Source organism: Actinomycetota bacterium, from assembly GCA_041658565.1.
Taxonomy (GTDB): Bacteria; Actinomycetota; AC-67; order AC-67; family AC-67; genus JBAZZY01.
Map to the genome: position 1 here is coordinate 13,956 of JBAZZY010000015.1, position 18,546 is coordinate 32,501.

Here is an 18,546-nt window from a genome sequence, read left to right on the forward strand (position 1 = left end):
TCTCATTCTTACCGGGAGGCCGGGTATGCGCCACACTCGCGTCAAGAGCCTGCTTGCTTCGCTCGCGGTCGCCGTTGCGATCGTGCAGCCGGTCGCGTCACGCGCAGCGGGTGATCCTGAGTTCCTCCCTCTGGTGGGGGCGCTGCACGAGCACAGCGGTTATTCCGATGGCGACCCGGGCGCGACGCCGGGTACGTACTTCGCTTCGGGCAAGAACCACGGCATCGACTTCATGTTCAGCGCCGACCACTCCGACAACCTTGACGTTCCCGTAACGCTTAGCGATAAGTGCCTTGGACCGGGCATCGTCACGTGCCCGGGGGGAGATCCCGATCCGGCGCGCGCGCTGCGCAAATGGGACGCGACGCTTCAGTACGCGCGCGAGGTTACGGATGAGAACTTCACCGCGGCGCGGGGGTTTGAGTGGACTTCGGACCGCTTCGGTCACATCAACGTCTTCTTCTCGCGTAACTTCGCAAACGCCAAGACCGACGGCGGCTACGCCGGCACCATGGAGTCTTTCTGGAACTGGTTTACGACGCCGGCGTATCTACAGGGCGGGCTCGACGGGCTGGCGGTATTCAACCATCCCAACGACAAGAAGCTGCCGCAGGTCGGCGACCAGGATCCCGGCCGCAACTGGAATGAATTCGCTTACGTCGCGGCGGCCGACAACCGTATGGTCGGCATCGAGCTGTACAACACCAACGACGAGTACGGCGACTGGTACGTGCGCGCGTTGGACAAGGGCTGGCACGTCGGCGCGATCGGCGCGGAGGACGCGCACACGTTCGACGATGACTGGGGCGCGTCGAAGTGGGCCAAGACTGTGATCTTGTCCGCCGGGCGCTCCGAGGCGGAACTACGTTCCGCGATGCAGGCGCGGAGGTTCTACGCGGTCCGCGACGGGGACATCCGCCTGACGTTCTCGGTGGACGGCGCGATCATGGGATCCCGCCTCCAGCGCGCGCCGGGGCAAGCGCTTGTGGTCAAGGCGACGACCAACCGATCGGATTTGACGCTGGATCTGATCACGAGCGGCGGCGACGTGGTGGTCGGCGGGACGAGTTCGATCGACGCGCCGGTTGTGGCCACACCGGACGACAAGTACTACTTCGTGCGCGCGCGCGACGCTGCGGGGAACGCGGTTGCGTTTTCCAGTCCGGTTTGGATCGAGGCGACGCCGGCCGGAACGGCCGGCGAGTGGCTGGCCGGGGACTTGCATGTGCACACTTGTGCGTCGCATGACGTGTGGTGTGGCCCCGACGACGACAACACCGGGATGGAAGAGTTCTACACGTTCGGCGGATCGGTCGAGGAACGCTTCATCGAGGCATCCATTCGAGGGCTCGACTACTTGGCGATTACGGACCACCAGAGACCTGAGTCGTCGCAAGACCCGGGGTTCGGCACGCACGGCGTCATCGGAGTTCCCGGGTACGAGAACTCGATCCACGGCCACGCGCAGATGCTCGGGGCGACGCACACGTTCGACGCCGGTGACGAGAATGCGCCCGCCGTGCAGTCGATGGTCGATGCGTTGCGCGCGGAAGGCGGCGTGTTCCAGGCGAATCATCCGGCCGACAACATCAAGGCGAAGCCGTTCGCGTGTGAGGACACCGATCTGCTGCATTGGAAGTACGGCTACGACGTGCAGCCGGACACCATCGAGGTGTGGAACATCGCGCAGTGGTTCCAGCCGCCGTTTCCTTCGGCGACATCCAACGAGGATGCCGGACGTTACTGGGAGTGCTGGTTGAACCGGGGCGCGCACATCGGCGCGACGGGCGGCAGCGACTCGCACTGGCTGACGCTGTCGGCGTTCCAAGGCGTCGGGAACCCAACAACGTGGGTGTTCACGCGCGAACGCAGCGCGCGCGGAATCCTGGCCGGGGTCCGCGAAGGCCGCACGTCGATCTCGATGGTGCCGCCGGCCTACGGACGGTTGCGCCTGATCCTTGAGGCCGACGCCGACGGTGACGGCGTGTTCGAGTCGATGATCGGCGACACGGTGCCGCGCGGCGTCAAGATGCGGGCGCGCGCCGAGGGGCTTCCGCCGGGCGGCGTTGTGGACATCCGGGCGAACGGTGGTCCGCTGCTCACCGGTGAGCCGCTCATTCCCGGCGGAGCGGTGACGTTTACCTCGCCGCCGGACGCAGGCTGGGTGCGCGCGATCCTGATGCTGCCCGACGGCACCGCCGAGCGCGGCGCCACTTGCGATTCGACCTTCGGGGGCTCCACAACCTACTGTCGCAATCGTGTTCTGGTGGCGGCGCTCACCTCCGCGATCTACATGTCGTAGTCCGGGGTGTGCGGATCGGCACCGCAGGCGTAATGTTTCGCCCGCACGAGCAAAACGAAGGAGGAATCATGGGCTTCGCTCCGAGCACGATGCAGGACTTTCCGCTGACGATCCGGATGATCTTCGATCACGGGCGTCGGGTCTACGCGGATTCCCAATGCGTGACGTACGAAGGGAACGGCTGCCGTCGGGCGAGCTTCGCCGAGGTCGCCGCGCGCGCCGAGAAGCTTGCTGCCGCGCTTACGCGCCTTGGGATCGAGCCGGGCGATCGTGTCGGCACGTTCTGTTGGAACACCCAGGAGCACCTCGAGGCCTACTTCGCCATCCCGTGCATGGGCGCCGTGATGCACACGCTGAACTTGCGGCTGTTCCCCGAGCAGCTTTCCTACGTGATCAACCACGCGCAAGATCGCGTAATCATCGTGGACGATTCGATCGTGCCGTTGCTGGCGCGCGTCGCAGGGGAACTCAAGTCCGTGGAGCACTTCATCGTCGTGGGAAACGGTGACGCTTCGGCGCTTGGAGAAGTGCTGCGCTATGAGGATCTGCTCGCGGCCGAGACGACCGGATTCGAATGGCCGGAGGTGGACGAGCGCGCGGCTGCGGCCATGTGTTACACGACCGGCACGACCGGCGACCCCAAGGGCGTCGCCTACTCGCATCGCTCGACCGTGCTGCACACGTTTGGCGCGATGGCCGGCGGCGCGCTCGGGGTCGGCGAGAGCGACACCATTCTGCCGATCGTGCCGATGTTCCACGCGAACGCGTGGGGAACTCCCTACGTTGGCTGGTTCGTCGGTTCGAGCTTCGCGATGCCGGCCCGGTTCCTGCAGGCCGAGCCGTTGTGCCGCTTCATCGAACAGGAGCGGCCGACGTTTGCCGCCGCGGTGCCGACTATCTGGAACGACGTGCTGCGTTACTCCGAGCAGAACCCCGTGGATCTTTCCTCGCTGAAGTTGGTCGTGTGCGGCGGCGCGGCCGTGCCGCGCGCGCTGATGGAGCGGTTCCAGGAGCGTCACGGCGTGCGCATCATTCAGGGTTGGGGCATGACCGAGACATCGCCGCTTGCCGCGCTGGCCATTCCGCCGCACGATGTGAGTCCCGAGCAGGAGTTCGAGTGGCGGTCCAAGACCGGACGGATCGTGGCCGGTGTTGAACTGCGCATCGTGGATGACGAGGGAACGGTTCTGCCGTGGGACGGCGAGGCGATCGGTGAGATCGAGGTGCGCGGACCTTGGATCACGCGCGAGTATTACCTTGTCGACGCCGCGGAGAAGTTCCACGATGGGTGGCTGCGAACCGGCGACGTGGGCACGGTGAACTCCAAGGGCTTCGTCCAGATCACCGACCGCGCCAAGGACGTCATCAAGTCCGGCGGCGAGTGGATCTCCTCGGTTGAGGTCGAGAACACCTTGATGGGTCATCCCGACATCGTCGAGTCGGCCGTGATCGGCGTTCCCGACCCCAAGTGGGACGAGCGGCCGCTGGCGTGCGTTGTGCTGAAGGAGGGTGCCAAGCCCGACGCCGAAGGCCTGCGCGACTTCTTGTCGGGGCAGGTCGTGCGGTGGTGGCTGCCCGAGCGATGGACCTTCATCGCAGAGATCCCCAAGACCAGCGTCGGCAAGTTCGACAAGAAGGTCTTGCGCGCGCGCTACGCGAGCGGGGAGCTGGAAGTCGTCGAGCTGGAAGGCGCCAAGCGCTAAGACGCGTCGGGGTGTCCGCGCACGACGAGGGTTCCACCGGCGATTAGTCCACCGGCGATGATCAGTGCCACCTGGTTCTTGTCGGGGTGGAACCCGAATAGCGACAGTCCTCGTGCCGGCACGGCGGTCGCGATGCCCGCCGCGCCGAGTGCGCCGACGGAAAGCGCGCCTCGGACCAGCATGTGGACGGTGCCCATCACGCGTCCGCGGTGCTCGTCGTCGGTGCGCGCTTGCACCGCGCTCATCGCAACGATCAGGCTTACGCTGAACGCAGTGCCGAAGACTGCGGCGAGCAGGTAGCCGATCCACAGCACCGGGAACACGGCCATGAAGATCAGCACACCTCCCATCACGAACAGCGAGATGCGCACCATCCATATGACGCCGCCGGGTGGTTTGAGTTGCGAGACGACGAAGCCGATCACCATGCCGGCCCCGAACAGCCCCATCAGCCACCCGAAGCCCACGTCGCTGCCTCCAAGGGTCTGATGCACGTACCCGATGCCGAGTGCGAACAGCACGCCGCCGCCGAGCATCGCGATCGTGACCGCGTATGCCAGCCGGCGCAGGAATGGTCTTTGCCGGATGTAGCGCGCGCCTTCGGCCATTGCTTCTCGGAAGTGCTCGATCTGAGAGCCGGGCTCTTGTGCGTGCTTCGGCAGGTGCAAGCGGCTGAGCAGGGCGGCGGAAACCAGGAACGTAGCCGCGTCGAAGACGAACGGGAAGGAGTAGGAGCGTTGGAAGAAGTAGTCCCCGTAAGCCCATGACGGGAAGTGCCCTCCCGCCCACGCCAAGCCGGCGAAGACGGGGCCGGACAGCGGGATGCCGGCGAAGGACGATCCCATCACCAAAGCGTTGGCGGCTTCAAGTTGATCCTCGCGAACCACGTTGGGAACGGAAGCGTCGCGGGCCGGAAGGAACAGCAGCGCAAGGCATTCGGAGGCGAATGCGAACCCGTAAAGGGCTCCGATGTTGGGGACGAGGGGCACGGCTGCAATGACGGCGAAACGGGCGAGGTCGCTGTTGATCATGATGCGCTTTCGGTCCCAGCGGTCCGACAGCACTCCTCCGATCGGGGTAGCCAGGAACGATGGAAGCAGGCGCAGGATGAGGACGGCGGCCACCGCGGCGGGTTGGTTGGGAGCCAGCTCGCGCGCGGCCACGATGAACGCGAGTGTGCCGACCCAGTCGCCCAGCGCCGAAATCGCCTGCCCCCAGAACAACCGCCGGAAGTCGGGCAGGGCGAAGACCTCGCGGAACTTCTGGAGCGAAAGCCCGCCTTCCGGCAAGACCCCCGGAGGCCGGGGCAGGGAATCTCGCGCGCTCAGGTCCGGCGATTGTGATGGAATAGGGTTCTCGTCCGGCACAGGAAGGTGCCGGGCCTCTCTGTCACGGAACCTGTCGAGCACGCATGGGACTGTATCGGCGCAGCGATGTACGAGTCCAGGGGGATCGGTGATCCGATCTCTCGGCTGGATCGCCGCCGCATTCGCGGCCGGCACGATTCCATCGCCCTATCTCGCGGCGTTCGTCGCCGGACGCAAGGACGTCATCGAGGCAATGCGACGTCAGGATTCGCCTGGGGACGCTCACTTTCTCGTCGCCAAGCGGATGTCGAAGGCGTCGGGAATCGCGACGATCATCCTGGACATGGCCAAAGGGTTCGCCCCGGCCTTGCTGGCCGTGCGCGCGGACCTTTCGCCTGCGATGGTGGCGCTCGTTGGAGTCGCGGCGGTGTCGGGCCACTCGTTCGCACCGTTCTTGCGGCGCGCGGGCGGCCGGGGACTGACGACGGCGGCCGGTGTTTCGCTCGTGGTGGTTCCTTGGGCGATGACGGCTGCCGGTGTCATTTCGGTCGTGGGAACGACAACCAAGCGAGGCGGGTTCGGCACGAGCGTGGGTTTCGGTCTTCTGCCGGTGTTCGCACTGGCCTTTGGGTATCCGGCTGAGCTGGTGCTGATGACACTCGGCGTTGTGGCGCTCATCGCGATTCGCAGGCTGGAGGGGTTGGAGGAGGATCGCGCCGAGGGGGTTCCTCTCGGGCGGGCGATCCTTGGACGGTTGTTGTTTGATCTACCACGTGGTCGGGGGTCGGTTGGATGAGTCTTATCGTGCAGAAGTTCGGCGGCACCTCCGTGGGCGATGCCGAGAAGATCAAGAATGTGGCGCGCAGGGTGGTGGCGACACGCGATGCGGGCAACGACGTCTGTGTTGTCGTTAGCGCAATGGGGCACACCACCGATGAGTTGATTGATCTCGCGGAGAAGATCTCGCCGACGCCGCCGGGCCGCGAGATGGACATGCTGTTGACGGCCGGCGAGCGGATCTCGATGGCTTTGCTGGCGATGGCTATTCACGAGTGCGGGCACGAGGCGATCTCGTTCACGGGTTCGCAGGCCGGCATCATCACCACCACCGAGCACGGCCGTGCCAAGATCGTCGAGGTGCGGGCGACCCGTCTACGGGAATCGCTCGACCAAGGCAAGATCGTGATCGTTGCGGGGTTTCAGGGCGTGTCGCAAACTTCCGACATCACGACGCTTGGGCGCGGCGGATCCGACACGACCGCCGTGGCGATCGCCGCGGCCCTGAATGCGGACGTATGCGAGATCTACACCGACGTCAAAGGCGTCTACACCGCCGATCCGCGGGTCGTTCCCGACGCGAAGTTGCTACACGCGGTGAGCTACGAGGAAATGCTCGAGATGGCCGCGTGCGGAGCGAAGGTTCTGATGGCTCGGTCGGTGGAGTACGCGCGCAACCACGGCGTGATCATTCGGGTGGCGTCGAGCTTCTCGGACGAACTCGGGACTTTTGTTAGAGAGGAAGACGAGCGTATGGAAAAGGCGATCATCTCCGGGGTGACGCACGACACCTCGGAAGCGAAAGTAACCGTGCTGGGAGTTCTGGACCGACCGGGGATCGCCGCGCGCCTGTTCCGCGCGATTGCCGACGACGGCATCAACGTGGACATGATCGTGCAGAACGTATCCACCAAGGGTCGCACCGACATTTCCTTCACGGTTCCGCGCACCGAGATCGAGCGCGTGAAGGCGACGGTGGAGCCGATCGCCTCGGAACTGGGTTCCGAGGGAGTCGAGTACGACACGTCGGTGGCGAAGATCTCGCTGATCGGCGCCGGCATGAAGAGTCACCCCGGCGTCGCTGCCGAGATGTTCGAAACATTGTCAGCAGCCGGCGCCAACATCGAGATGATCTCGACCTCAACGATTCGCGTGTCGTGCGTCGTGCGCGAAGCCGACGTGGAGCGCTCGGTGCGCGCGCTGCACGACGCGTTCGGACTGTCTGAGGAAGCCGTCATCCGCGAGACACACCCATCCTGATTCGATTCAAGGGAGCATCATGAGTGACAAGAACATCGCAGTCGTCGGTGCGACCGGAGCGGTCGGCCGTGAGTTCCTCCGAATCATGGAGGAGCGCAATGTGCCCCTCGCTTCATTACGCCCGATCGCAAGCCCGCGTAGTGCCGGTAAGACGGTGCCGTTCCGCGGTGAAGACCTGCCCGTCACCGTGATCGACGAGTCCGCGTTCGACGGGATCGACATCGCTATCTGGGACACGCCCGACGAAGTCGCGCTTGAGTGGGTTCCGCGTCTGCGCGACAAACTCGTGTCGGTCGACAAGTCGGCGGCCTTTCGACTGGACGACGACGTGCCGCTGGTGATCCCCGAGATCAACCCCGATGCGGCGCGCACACACACCGGGATCGTGTCGAACCCGAACTGCACGATGACGACGATGATCATGCCGCTGGCCCCGCTTCACCGCGCGGCGACCGCGCGCCGCATCATCTGCTCCAGCTATCAGTCGGTGTCGGGCGCCGGCGTCGACGGCGTTGCGGACCTGTATGACCAACTCGAGGCGTTGACGCCTGATCGCGACGCGGTGCGTCGCGGAAGAGTGAACCTGCCGCCGGGACGCGCGTTCAAGCACCCGATCGCGTTCAACGTGATTCCTCATGTCGGCGGTTTCGACGATCTCGGCCGCACCAGCGAGGAGCGTCGCGTGTCGGCCGAGACGCAGAAGATCCTGGACGCGCGCATCGAGATCTTCGCGACCACGGTGCGCGTCCCGACCATCGCCGGCCACGGCATCAGCGCGTGGGTCGAGTTCGAGCGTCCGATCGAAGCGGCGGAGGCGCGCGCGATTCTGGAGGCCGCTGCAGGCGTGATCGTGCACGACGACCCTTCGACGTTCAGTTACCCGACGCCGTTGCAGGCAGCAGGCCGCGATAAGGCGATCGTAGGGCGAATCCGCAACGACCCTGAGAACGTGCACGCATTGGGCTTCTTCTCCGCGTGCGACAATTTGCGCAAGGGTGCGGCCCTCAACGCAATTCAGATCGTCGAGTTGCTGATCGCAGAGAATCTCGCGTAGCGCGCCGGCTCAATAGAAGTCGGCGATCCAGGGCGTCGGGCCGGCAAAGATCAGTCCGAGTGCTTCGAGCGCTTCGGGAGTGGCAGTCAGTCCTCCCGTGCGCACAGCGTTGTGCGCGCTCTGAAGACTCGTCCAGATGGACGCGCAAGCGGATGCATCCACGACTGCCTCGGCCTCGGACGCGCGCGCGACCTTCGCTCGTCCGTCGGTGACCACGATCTCCCACGGTCCTTCGTTCTCGGGAAATAGTGGATCTTCGACGCGAAGAGTCACGCGCGCGACGGCGAGCGGGTTGTAGCCGCGCGCCTCGATCGCCGCGGGAACATCGAGCAGTCGGACCATCCAGCGAAACGAACCCTCCGGCTCAACGGAGTCCTCGCCGGTGAGGTTGCCGAGCAATTCCACCGGAGGCCCCACCCACTCGATGCCGCTGCACGTCGAGCGGTGCATCGCCGCAAGACCCAGGAGCGCGCGCGCCGCATTCGGAGTGGTCCAGAACAGATCGCGGCACGAGAGCACGGATCGCCACTCGCCGGCGTTCGGGCGCGTCAACTCGTAGACCATCCACCCGGTGATCTCGCCGTGTTCGCGCGTGAGGTAGGTGTATTGCGGCCCTTCGAACGCCGTGAGCACGCGGCGCTCCCACCATTCGCGATCGCGCGCCACCAACCCGTTGGTCGTGATTGCGAAGTGCTCGTACGCGGTCATCAACTCGTCCAGAGACGAGGGGTCGAAGGGCTCGAGAACCGCCGATGAGTTCGCGCGCGCCGGCAGATCGCCGAGTGACGCCTTCCACCGTGTGCGCACTCCTCCGAATCCGTAGCCCAGGCGCGCATAGACCGGAACCGTTGCCGGGTACAGCGACGAGATCGGGCTGCCCTCAGCGCGCTTCTCGGCGAGTGCCGCGCGCATCAGTGCCGTGGCGACGCCGCGTCCGCGCGCCTCGGGTGCGACCGCGACCGACGCGATGCCGGTCGCCGGCACAGCGCGTCCGCCGTAGTAGTGCCCCAGTGGGAACGCGCGCAAGACGCCGACCGTCGAGGCGCCGTCTTGGGCGACGCGCCAGTGCGCAGGGTCGAACCATTCGCGCATTCGCTGCTGCCAGGACGGCGGGGTGTTAAAAGCCTGAGTGTTGAGTCCGATGACGGCGTCGAGATCGGCCGGCTTGGCCGCACGGATCCGCAGAGAACTCATGGCGCCCGGACCTTAACATGGTCCCGGCCCCGGCCAGGATGTCTTTTCGCGTTTGCAGGAACCGGGGCATGTGCGGCGAATGGGTCCGCATGAGACGCCTGCCGATTCTCCTCATCCTGGTCGCGGCTTCCTTGGCCGTGATCCCCGCGCGCGCCGACGGTCCCGCGCGCACCGACGCCATGGTCCCCATGAGCGACGGCGTAAGACTCGAAGCCACTGTGTACTTGCCATCGGGGACCCCCTGGGGGGCGGAACTGCCGCTCGTCGTGCGCCAGCACGGGGGAGGCTCGACCAAGGACAACCCATACGACACCGGCTACGGCATGAAGTTCGTCGAGACCGGGGACTTCGCGCTGCTGATGTACTCGGCGCGCGGGCACGGCAATTCGGGTGGCATCTTTGACTTCTTTGGTGAGCGCTCGACCCAGGACTTCTCCGAGGTGCTCGATTGGGTGGCGCGCACCTTTGGCACCAAGATCGACACGAACAATGTCGGAGTGTCGGGGTACTCGCAAGGCGGCGGCGGGTCCTTGCTGCCGGCCGAGCGTGACGCGCGCGTGAAGGCCGTCGCAGCCGGCCAGACATTTGCCGACTTGAACGAGGCTCTCAACCCGAACGACTGCTTCAAGTTCTCCTTCGCGACCGGCATCTTCGCCGCCGCGTACACGGTCGCGGGCGCGCGCGTTGACGACACGCTCGCGGGGCGCTGGGGCGCTCAGTTCTACACCGACACCGAAGACGTCGGCGCGCCGCCGGTGCAGCCATCCACCACCGACGAGTTGCGCGCGCGCTCTCCGGTCGAAGGCATCGGCGCGCTAGTCGAGAGACGCGTGCCTGTCTTCTGGACCCAAGCGTGGGAAGACCAACTCTTCCCGGGCGATCATCCCGAGCGCATCTTGTCGGTGCTCGAGGCGCAAGGCATTCCCGTGCACTACTGGTTCTCCTCCGGCGGTCACGCGGTCGGCGGCGACTTCCCCGCAGAGGTCGCGGCGCGTGAGACCGCAATGCTGGATTGGTTCGACGAGTTTCTGCGCGGCGTCGATCACGGGTTCACTACCGGTCCGAAGGTGGACTACTGGCGCCGCACCGAAGCAGGGCGGCCGGGAACGTGGGTGGCCGACAGCGCAGACGAGTGGCCGATTCCCGGCGGTGCCGAGCGCGCGCTTTTCCCCCGCTCTGACGCCGCACTCGCGGCCGAACCCGAAGCCGGCGACACCGCCGTCGGGACGATTGCGAACGACTTCGCGAGCCTCAACGTCGCGAACGACTCGATCACCAAGGAGATCGCCGGGAACATCCCCGGCATGGGCGACGTGCTGACGCAGATCCCCGAGGACCAGAACTCAACGGCCGCAGTCACGTTCACGAGCGCGCCGGTCGAAGGCGGCTTCGAGGTGACGGGCGCGCCGATCGTGGACGTTCGCTACGCGACCACCGCGACGCGCGCCATGCAGCTTGACGCCAAAGTGTGGGATCTGAGCGATGCCGGCGCGCAACTCGTGTGGCGAGGATGCAGTTCGGTGGAATCCCCTGCCGCGTCGGGAACCGCGAGCGTCAAACTCTGGCCGAACTCGCATCGTTTCGAGCCCGGCCATCGCATTGCGCTGACGATTGCGGCTGTGGACTTCCCGGTGTTCAAACCGGAATCCGAACCGTCGCAGACGACGCTCATCGCAGGCACGCGGCTGATGCTCCCGGAGGTGTGAGCCGTCAAGGCGCCGGGGCGGGGTGTGTGCTCTCGGCGACTCGCGCTCAGCGCAAATCATTTGCGCCCCGCGCGAGTAGTGGCACACGATCGGGGCAAGTGCGGGCGGTGACCGTAGATGGGAACGCGCCCAGAAGTCGAGCGTTTCCGCCGATGCTGCCAGCGGCTGCGGAGAGGAAGTGTTGAAGGCGTGAGGCGGGGAATCTGCGCCGCAGTTGTCGTTGCCATGATCATTCCCGCCTGCGGGAACCGGACGCAGGGTGGCGACGGCGGTAGTGCGGGCGCGCCCAGGAGCACGGCACAAACGCCTTCCGCGGCGTTGCCGGGTGGCACTCCGTCGTCCAGTGCGTCGTCCAGTGCGTCGGTCGGTGCCCCGGTCGCATCCACGAGGAGCGTGAGCAAGACGCCGAGGGGCGTTCCTGTGGCTCTGCGCCCTCCGGTGGCTGGCGAATATCGCATTCAAGAGACGGCGACGTTGAAAGCGTCCGATCCGGACAACTCGGCGGAGCCCAGCCAAAGGGAGTACACACTCCGGGTGCTCCAGGCGGATCGTCGTGGGAACGGGTATTCCCAACGGCAGTCCACTTTGGAGGGAGAGCACGGTGCCTCCGCAACGCTGGTTGAGTATTCCTGGACGCCGGAGGCGTGGGCCATGACGGCAGTTAAGGCCGGGAACGGTGACTGGTGCCGCCTCCAGGTTCCGGCGCTGGTTCTTCAAGGCCCGCTTGTCGTGGGCAAACGCTGGACTGTCCAAAAGCCCGACCCGCGTGCGGACGGCACGCCCGGCTACCAGCAGAGTCCAAAGGAACCCGATGGCCCGGTAGCCGTCCGGATCCTTCGGCGCGAGAACGTGATGTTCCGCGGCAAGAACAGGGCCTGCTTTGTCGTTCGCTCGACGTTCAGCGGAAAGAACACTGCCGGTCAAGAGATGACGAAGGTCGGCCTGCACTGGTTCGACCCGCAACTCGGTTTGATGCTGCGCTGGTCGGACGAGTACCGGTTCCGTGAAGGGGTCGGGACGATCAGCAACGTTCTGCTGTAGAACTCGGGAGCGCCGGTCACGGCAACGCGGACCAGTGTTTCGAAACGGAGAGTGCCTAACCGCATCGTTCTTCCGGGTAGACTGCGAGGGTCATGTCCAGTCGTCGCTTGACCTATGCCTGACCTCGAAACCCTGCGACGCCATCTCCGGGCTGAGGGGCCGCGCTTGGAGCGGGACTACGGCGTCATTATGCTCGGCATCTTTGGATCCTACGCCCGTGGCAACCAACGCGAGGGCAGCGACCTCGACCTCCTCGTGAAGTTCAATGCCCCTATCGGCCTCATACGATTCATCAAGCTGGAGAACGAACTCTCCGACCTGCTCGGCGTCAAGGTGGACCTCGTCGTGAGAGACGCTTTGAAGCCCCGCATCGGGGAACGCATTCTTCAGGAATTGCTGCCATCGTGATCCGCGAGATCCGCGACTACCTGAACGACCTGGTCGAGGCAGCCGAGCGGGCCATCGAGTTCACCGAAGCGATGACTTACAAGGGTTTCTCGAAAGACGAGAAGACCGTCTACGCGGTCGTCCGCGCAATCGAGGTCATGGGCGAAGCGGTCAAGAACATCCCGGGCGAGGTGCGAGATGCGTATCCTGCGATCCCGTGGCGTGAGATGGCCGGCATGCGGGACAAGCTCATCCATGAGTATTTCGGCGTCGATCGATCCATCGTGTGGCAGACAGTCCGAGAGGATATCCCGCAGCTCCTTCCCCTGCTGCGCGTGCTTCGAAGCAACGAAACCCCCGGGTAGACGGCGGTCCGAGACCGCGGGTCTAGAGGCTGGCGCGCGCTAGGCGACGGTCGCGCGCTCGCGCGCGCGGCGGTCCAGGATCCGTTTGCGGATACGCAGTCTCGACGGTGTGACTTCGACCAGCTCGTCGCCGGCGATGAACTCGATCGCGCTCTCGACGGTCAGCTCGCGCGGCGGCTCCAGCTTGATCGCCTCGTCGTGCGAGTGCGTGCGCATGTTGCTCTTCTGCTTTTCTTTGGTGGGGTTCACGACCATGTCTTCGGCGCGCGCGTTTTCGCCGACGACCATTCCCTCATACACGTCGTCACCGGGACTAACGAAGAACGCGACGCGCTCCTGCAGGTTGTCCATCGCGTAGCCGGTGGCCGCACCGGTGCGGTCGGCGACGGCCGCACCGCCCTTGCGGTGGGGAAGGTCTCCAGCCCAGGGCATCCATCCGGCGGCTTCGGTGTGAACGACGGCAGTGCCTTGGGTCATGGTCAAAAGCAGCGTGCGGAAGCCGAGCAGTCCGCGCGCCGGCGCTTCGAATACCACGACCGACCGACCGGTGTCGCCGGGACGGATCTCGGTGATCTCACCCTTGCGCGGTGCGACGATCTGCGTGACGGTGCCGACGTGTTCGGAGGGCACGTCCACGGTGAGGCGCTCGCGCGGTTCGTGCCTGGATCCGCCCACCGATTTGGTGACGACTTCCGGCCTTGAAACCTGGAATTCGTAGCCCTCGCGGCGCATGGTTTCGATCAACACGGCGAGTTGCAGTTCACCTCGCCCGGCGACTTCCAGCACGTCGGCGCTGTCTGTTCTGCCGACACGAATCGAGACGTTGCCGAGCGCTTCGCGCATCAAGCGGTCTTCGATGTGGCGGCTGGTGAGGTACTTACCTTCGCCGCAAAGCGGCGAGGTGCTCGGCCCAAAGGTCATCGTCAGCACCGGCTCGTCCACCTCGAGGCGCGGGAGCGCGATGGGATCGTCCGGCGAGGCGACCGTGTCACCGATGGTGATCTCGGGGAATCCGGCGATGATGAACAGGTCGCCTGCGTCGATGTGGCCGGTGTTCTCGCGACCCAGGCCTGAGAACTTCTGCAGCGAAGTGAACTTCGCCGGGCGCCCGGTGCCGTCGGCGCCGATAACCACGACGGGCTTCTCGGCGCGCATGCGCCCTTGAATCACGCGCCCGATCGCTAGGCGTCCGAGGTAGTCGCTTGCGTCGAGGTTCGTGACCAGTGCTTGCAGCGGCGCGCTGATGTCGCCGCCCGAGGGTGGAATCGTTTCGACGATCGCGTCAAGCAGCGGCGCGAGGTTGGCGTTCTCGTCCGGCATTCCGACTCCGGGAATCGCGCGACCTTCGCGCGCGACCGCCGAGATGATCGGGAAGTCGATGTGGTGGTCTTCGGCGTCCAGAGAGAAGTACAACTCGTAGATTTCGTCGAGAACTTCGCTCGTGCGCGCGTCCTTGCGGTCCACCTTGTTCAGCACCACGATGCTCGGCAGGTGTTGCGCCATCGCCTTGCGCAGAACGTAGCGCGTCTGCGGGAGCGGGCCTTCGCTCGCGTCCACCAACAGCAGTACGCCGTCCACCATCGTCAGCGCGCGCTCGACCTCGCCGCCGAAGTCGGAGTGGCCGGGTGTGTCCACGAGGTTGATCGTGATCCCGCGCCAAACGATCGAGGCGGCCTTTGCGAGGATCGTGATCCCCTTCTCGCGCTCGAGGTCGTTGGAGTCCATGATCCGGTCTTCGGACGACTCCTTGACTACGCCGGTCTGGCGCAGCATTGCGTCCACGAGCGTGGTCTTGCCGTGGTCGACGTGCGCGATCAGCGCCACGTTGCGGTGGCGTTGCTGTTCTGGGGAACGAGAGTTGGGCATAGGAGTGAGAAAAAAGGGGGTCGGGGACCGGGCTCTTATGTTACCGGGCGCGCGCCCCGCGCGCTTTCGGGGGTTCTCAGGCGCGCGGGAGGGTGATGATGAAGATTGAGCCGACCCCGAGTTCACTGTGGGCGCGCACCGAGCCACCGTGGCTTTCGGCGACGTGGCGGACGATAGAGAGTCCGAGTCCCGTGCCGCCGGTTTCCCGGGATCGCGCCGCGTCTACCCGGTAGAAGCGCTCGAAGATCCTGGGGAGGTCCTTGCTCGGGATCCCGATTCCTGTGTCGCGCACCTCGATCGTCGTCGCGTCTTCTCGGGTGGCCAGATGCAACGCTACGGTTCCATTTGTCGGTGTGTAGCGGACCGCATTGTCCAGGAGATTTCGGATCATTAGTGCGAAATCATCCGAACTTCCGCGCGCGCGCGCCCCTTCGGCGATTTCGGCCTCGAATGACAGCCCGCGTTCCTCGCAGCGCGCGCGCGCCTCGTCGGCCGCGTTCCGCGCGAGCGCCGACAAATCGACGTCTTGGTCGTGCTCGGTCGGTCGTTCAAGGCGGGCCAAATCCAACAAATCGCCAACCAGCGCCGTCAGTCGGCGCGCCTCGCGCGCCAGGGTTGCGGCGAAGCGGTGTGCTGCCTCGGGATCGTCGGTGATGGCTGTTTCCAGCGTCTCGGCGGTGGCGAGGATTGCCGCGACAGGAGTCTTCATCTCGTGGGAAGCGTCGGCCACGAAGTCCCGGCGAACGCGGTCCGTGCGGCGGGCCTCGGTGACGTCGTGCGCAACCGCCAGCAATCGGTGCCCGGGCAGCGGGAGCGAGGTGACGCGGACTTCTCGCGTTGTGGGGTGGTGCAGAGTGATCTCGCGCGCAATCATCTCGTCGCCCTCGGGCACGGGGATCCCCGGGGGAAGGGCCCCGCCGTCCCTCATCGAGAACAGCGACCGCGCCGCGGGGTTCGCATAGACGACCTCGGTTCCGTCCGACAGGATTACTGCCTCATCCATTGCCGACAGGATCTGCTCGCGAAGGGAAGTCTCCCGGCCGATTTCATCGATGCGTGCGGCGAGATCGGCTGCCATGCGGTTGACGGCGCGCACAAGTTCGCGCGTCTCGGCGGGTCCGCCGGGCTCGATTGGAGTGAAGTCGCCGTGGGCGACGCGAGTGACTTCGCCGGCAATGTCGCGCAGCGGGCGCGCGACTGTGCGCGCGATGAGCATCGAGAAGAGGGCCGCGAGTAGCGCGGCGGCGAGGGATGCGCCGATCATTGCTCGGCGCACCGCTGCGCGCTGACCAGCGACGCGGTCGGCGGGAAGCGCGGCGCGCACGATGATCCCGGCGCGCGCCGGCAAGGCGACGTACAAGAACGGCCGGCCGAGCGTCGAGGATGCACGCTGTGCGGTGCCGGTTCGGCCTGCGATCGCGTCGCGCACTTCGGGGCGATCGGAGTGATTGGCCATCGATGCCGGGTCGCGCTCGGAGTCTGCCAAGACCGATCCGTCCGAGCGGATCACGGTGAAGCGCGTGCCCGACGCACGCCCGAGCGCCGGCAGGTACGTCTGGTCGGCTCCGTCGCGCGCGATCACGGCTTCGACGGTGCGGGCTTCCGCGATCAGGCGCGCGCGCAGATCATTGACCGCGCGCTGCTCGAACACGCGGTCAAGCGTCACGCCCAAGAGCGCAACCGCCGCGACAGCGACGACGGTGTGCGTGGCGAGCAGTCGTCCAAGAAACGTGCGGCGCATCAGGAGGCACCCTTCGGGCGAACGCGGAAGCGGTAGCCCGCGCCGCGCACTGTGTCGATGTAGGTGTAGCCGGAGTGCTCTTCGACTTTGCGCCGCACGTTCTTCACGTGTGTGTCGATCGTGCGTGTCGAGCCGAGGTAGTCGTACTCCCAAACGCGCCGCGCGAGATCTTGGCGGGTGAGCAAGCGACCCGGCTCCGCGGCCAGTGTTGCGAGCAAAGCGAACTCCTTCGGCCGCAACTCGACCTCGACGCCGGCGACCGAGCATTGCAGGTCGGCCGGGACGAGCCGCATGTCTCCGAACACCATTTCGGCAGGAACTTCCCCGCGAACCGATTCGGCGCGCGCGCGCCGCAACAACGCCTTGACGCGCGCCACCAACTCCTCCATCGAGAAAGGCTTGGTGAGGTAGTCGTCGATCCCGGCGGCGAAGCCGGCCAACTTCGTCGATTCCTCGGCGCGCGCCGTGAGCATCAAGATGGGGACCTCGGGGCGCGCGCGCCGCAGTTCCTCGGCCACGGTTAGTCCGTCCATGGACGGGAGCATGAGATCCAGGATGAGCAGGGCGACCTCGGTGGCGCGCGCCCGGCGTAGCCCGTCGAGTCCGTCCGCGGTGGTCTCTACTTCCAAGCCTTGGCGGCGCAAGTTGTACGCGACCATTTCGGCCATCGTCGGGTCGTCTTCGACTACCAGCACCTTTGCCACGTCAGCGGAAAGTATATGCGTCCGCGAAGGGGACTCGGTTTGGAGTTCACAAACAGTTCACACTCGTTCCACCCCGGCACCCGCGCGGGTTCCTACGCTTGACCACAATGGACTCGATGAAAGATCTCGTAAGGAGACTGCTCTTGTTGCGACGGATTGCTTTTGTGGCGGCTTTGGCTGTGGTGGCCGCGGGGTCGGTGGCCTGCGGCGGATCAGGAAGCGGAGGCAACGGCCTGACCGGAACGATTCTGGCAGACGGATCCTCCACAGTCTTTCTGATCGCCGAGGCGTTCGCGGAGGAGTTCAAGCGTGAGCACCCCGGCGTGGACATCACCGTCGGTGAGTCGGGCACGGGCGGCGGCTTCAAGAAGTTCTGCAACGGTGAGACCGACATCTCGGACGCCTCGCGCCCTATCTCGGATGAGGAGAAGGCCGCGTGCAAGGCCAAGGGCATCGAGTTCGTGGATCTTGAGATTGCGCGCGACGGCCTGTCGGTAGTCGTGAACAATGACAACACGTGGGCAAAGTGTCTGACGGTGAGCGAACTGAAGAAGATCTGGGAGCCGAACTCGAAGATCACGAACTGGAAACAGATTCGCTCCGCCTTCCCCGATCAAAAGCTGAAGCTCTATGGGCCAGGGACCGCCTCGGGCACCTTCGACTACTTCACCAAAGCGATCGTCGGGGTGGAGAAGTCTTCGCGCACGGACTACTCGGCCTCCGAGGACGACAACGTCTTGGTGACGGGGGTTGCCGGCGACAAGGGCAGCCTCGGCTACTTCGGCTACGCGTACTTCTCGGAGAACCGCGACAAGTTGAACATCGTCGGCGTGGATTCGGGGTCGGGTTGTGTGACGCCGAGTGATGCGACCGTGCGTGACGGCACCTACTCGCCGCTGTCGCGCCCGCTGTTCATCTACGTCAAGAAGTCTTCCATCGCGCGACCAGAGGTGAAGGCGTTCGTGGAGTTCGCGCTGAACTCGGTGAACGGCTTGCTGCCCGATATCGGCTACACGGCCCTTTCCGAAGCGCAGATCGTGGCGCAGCGCGCCAAGTTCGAGAAGGCGGCCTAGGCCATCGATACCAAGCTGGAAGCCGGCGCCGGCGTCTCCCCATTTGCGGGACGCCGGCGCCGGCTC

15 protein-coding genes are annotated in these 18,546 nt (G+C 65.5%); 10 read left to right on the plus strand and 5 right to left on the minus strand.

Going from position 1 to position 18,546, the window contains the following annotated elements:
• Positions 1-25: 25 nt before the first annotated feature.
• Both WDA27_08985 and WDA27_08990 read left to right on the plus strand, forming a co-directional pair.
• Entirely contained in the window at positions 26-2,302 is a 2,277-nt protein-coding gene (locus WDA27_08985) for a CehA/McbA family metallohydrolase (GenBank protein ID MFA5891067.1), read from the plus strand.
• A 68-nt stretch (positions 2,303-2,370) separates the two neighbouring features.
• Positions 2,371-4,005 carry a long-chain fatty acid--CoA ligase gene (locus WDA27_08990; GenBank protein ID MFA5891068.1) on the plus strand — a complete coding sequence of 545 codons (1,635 nt, stop codon included), beginning with the start codon at positions 2,371-2,373 and terminating at the stop codon, positions 4,003-4,005.
• Here WDA27_08990 and WDA27_08995 read toward each other — a convergent pair.
• Positions 4,002-5,414 carry an MFS transporter gene (locus WDA27_08995; GenBank protein ID MFA5891069.1) on the minus strand — a complete coding sequence of 471 codons (1,413 nt, stop codon included), beginning with the start codon at positions 5,412-5,414 and terminating at the stop codon, positions 4,002-4,004. The genes WDA27_08990 and WDA27_08995 overlap by 4 nt on opposite strands.
• 46 nt (positions 5,415-5,460) lie before the next feature.
• Here WDA27_08995 and WDA27_09000 point away from each other — a divergent pair, with 46 nt between their 5' ends.
• The 3 genes from WDA27_09000 to WDA27_09010 are packed head-to-tail and all read left to right on the plus strand — an operon-like array spanning position 5,461 to position 8,403.
• Entirely contained in the window at positions 5,461-6,108 is a 648-nt protein-coding gene (locus tag WDA27_09000) for a glycerol-3-phosphate acyltransferase (GenBank protein ID MFA5891070.1), read from the plus strand.
• Positions 6,105-7,349: an aspartate kinase gene (locus tag WDA27_09005; protein MFA5891071.1), complete on the plus strand. Its 1,245-nt coding sequence runs from the start codon at positions 6,105-6,107 to the stop codon at positions 7,347-7,349. Before WDA27_09000 ends, WDA27_09005 begins: the two co-directional genes overlap by 4 nt.
• A 19-nt stretch (positions 7,350-7,368) precedes the next feature.
• Complete coding sequence (locus WDA27_09010) at positions 7,369-8,403, plus strand: aspartate-semialdehyde dehydrogenase (protein MFA5891072.1); 1,035 nt, start codon at positions 7,369-7,371, stop codon at positions 8,401-8,403.
• 9 nt (positions 8,404-8,412) lie between these two features.
• Here WDA27_09010 and WDA27_09015 read toward each other — a convergent pair whose 3' ends face one another.
• Positions 8,413-9,597 carry a GNAT family N-acetyltransferase gene (locus WDA27_09015; protein ID MFA5891073.1) on the minus strand — a complete coding sequence of 395 codons (1,185 nt, stop codon included), beginning with the start codon at positions 9,595-9,597 and terminating at the stop codon, positions 8,413-8,415.
• 89 nt (positions 9,598-9,686) lie between these two features.
• Here WDA27_09015 and WDA27_09020 point away from each other — a divergent pair, with 89 nt between their 5' ends.
• The 4 genes from WDA27_09020 to WDA27_09035 all read left to right on the plus strand — a co-directional run bounded on the left by WDA27_09020 (position 9,687) and on the right by WDA27_09035 (position 13,096).
• The gene (locus tag WDA27_09020; protein ID MFA5891074.1) at positions 9,687-11,303 is read left to right on the plus strand and encodes a CocE/NonD family hydrolase; all 1,617 of its coding nucleotides are present in this window, start codon (positions 9,687-9,689) and stop codon (positions 11,301-11,303) included.
• Between the two features lie 420 nt (positions 11,304-11,723).
• Positions 11,724-12,344 (plus strand): hypothetical protein, encoded by a 621-nt coding sequence (locus WDA27_09025; protein MFA5891075.1) that lies wholly within the window; start codon positions 11,724-11,726, stop codon positions 12,342-12,344.
• A 165-nt stretch (positions 12,345-12,509) separates the two neighbouring features.
• Complete coding sequence (locus tag WDA27_09030; GenBank protein MFA5891076.1) at positions 12,510-12,752, plus strand: nucleotidyltransferase family protein; 243 nt, start codon at positions 12,510-12,512, stop codon at positions 12,750-12,752.
• Positions 12,749-13,096, plus strand: a complete 348-nt coding sequence (locus WDA27_09035) for a DUF86 domain-containing protein (GenBank protein ID MFA5891077.1) — start codon at positions 12,749-12,751, stop codon at positions 13,094-13,096. Before WDA27_09030 ends, WDA27_09035 begins: the two co-directional genes overlap by 4 nt.
• A 39-nt stretch (positions 13,097-13,135) precedes the next feature.
• On the opposite strand, the gene typA is transcribed toward WDA27_09035, so the two are convergent.
• From typA to WDA27_09050, 3 genes are all read right to left on the minus strand, one after another.
• Positions 13,136-14,920: a translational GTPase TypA gene (typA, locus tag WDA27_09040; protein MFA5891078.1), complete on the minus strand. Its 1,785-nt coding sequence runs from the start codon at positions 14,918-14,920 to the stop codon at positions 13,136-13,138.
• A gap of 118 nt (positions 14,921-15,038) precedes the next feature.
• Positions 15,039-16,703, minus strand: coding sequence for an ATP-binding protein (locus tag WDA27_09045; GenBank protein ID MFA5891079.1), 1,665 nt, complete (start codon positions 16,701-16,703; stop codon positions 15,039-15,041).
• A complete protein-coding gene (locus WDA27_09050; protein MFA5891080.1) occupies positions 16,703-17,407 on the minus strand; it encodes a response regulator transcription factor in 705 nt (234 codons plus the stop codon). The genes WDA27_09045 and WDA27_09050 overlap by 1 nt, the downstream gene beginning before the upstream one ends.
• Before the next feature lie 116 nt (positions 17,408-17,523).
• Between WDA27_09050 and WDA27_09055 the strand changes: the two genes are divergently transcribed.
• Positions 17,524-18,480 carry a PstS family phosphate ABC transporter substrate-binding protein gene (locus WDA27_09055; protein MFA5891081.1) on the plus strand — a complete coding sequence of 319 codons (957 nt, stop codon included), beginning with the start codon at positions 17,524-17,526 and terminating at the stop codon, positions 18,478-18,480.
• The last annotated feature ends 66 nt before the right edge of the window (positions 18,481-18,546 follow it).

What these genes read in the sequence shown, in the direction of transcription:
- WDA27_08985 (MFA5891067.1), top strand. Translation starts at nt 26, where the DNA reads ATGCGCCACACTCGCGTCAAGAGCCTGCTTGCTTCGCTCGCGGTCGCC.
- WDA27_08990 (MFA5891068.1), top strand. Translation starts at nt 2,371, where the DNA reads ATGGGCTTCGCTCCGAGCACGATGCAGGACTTTCCGCTGACGATCCGG.
- WDA27_09005 (MFA5891071.1), top strand. Translation starts at nt 6,105, where the DNA reads ATGAGTCTTATCGTGCAGAAGTTCGGCGGCACCTCCGTGGGCGATGCC.
- WDA27_09010 (MFA5891072.1), top strand. Translation starts at nt 7,369, where the DNA reads ATGAGTGACAAGAACATCGCAGTCGTCGGTGCGACCGGAGCGGTCGGC.
- WDA27_09015 (MFA5891073.1), bottom strand. Translation starts at nt 9,597, where the DNA reads ATGAGTTCTCTGCGGATCCGTGCGGCCAAGCCGGCCGATCTCGACGCC.
- WDA27_09020 (MFA5891074.1), top strand. Translation starts at nt 9,687, where the DNA reads ATGAGACGCCTGCCGATTCTCCTCATCCTGGTCGCGGCTTCCTTGGCC.
- WDA27_09045 (MFA5891079.1), bottom strand. Translation starts at nt 16,703, where the DNA reads ATGCGCCGCACGTTTCTTGGACGACTGCTCGCCACGCACACCGTCGTC.
- WDA27_09055 (MFA5891081.1), top strand. Translation starts at nt 17,524, where the DNA reads ATGAAAGATCTCGTAAGGAGACTGCTCTTGTTGCGACGGATTGCTTTT.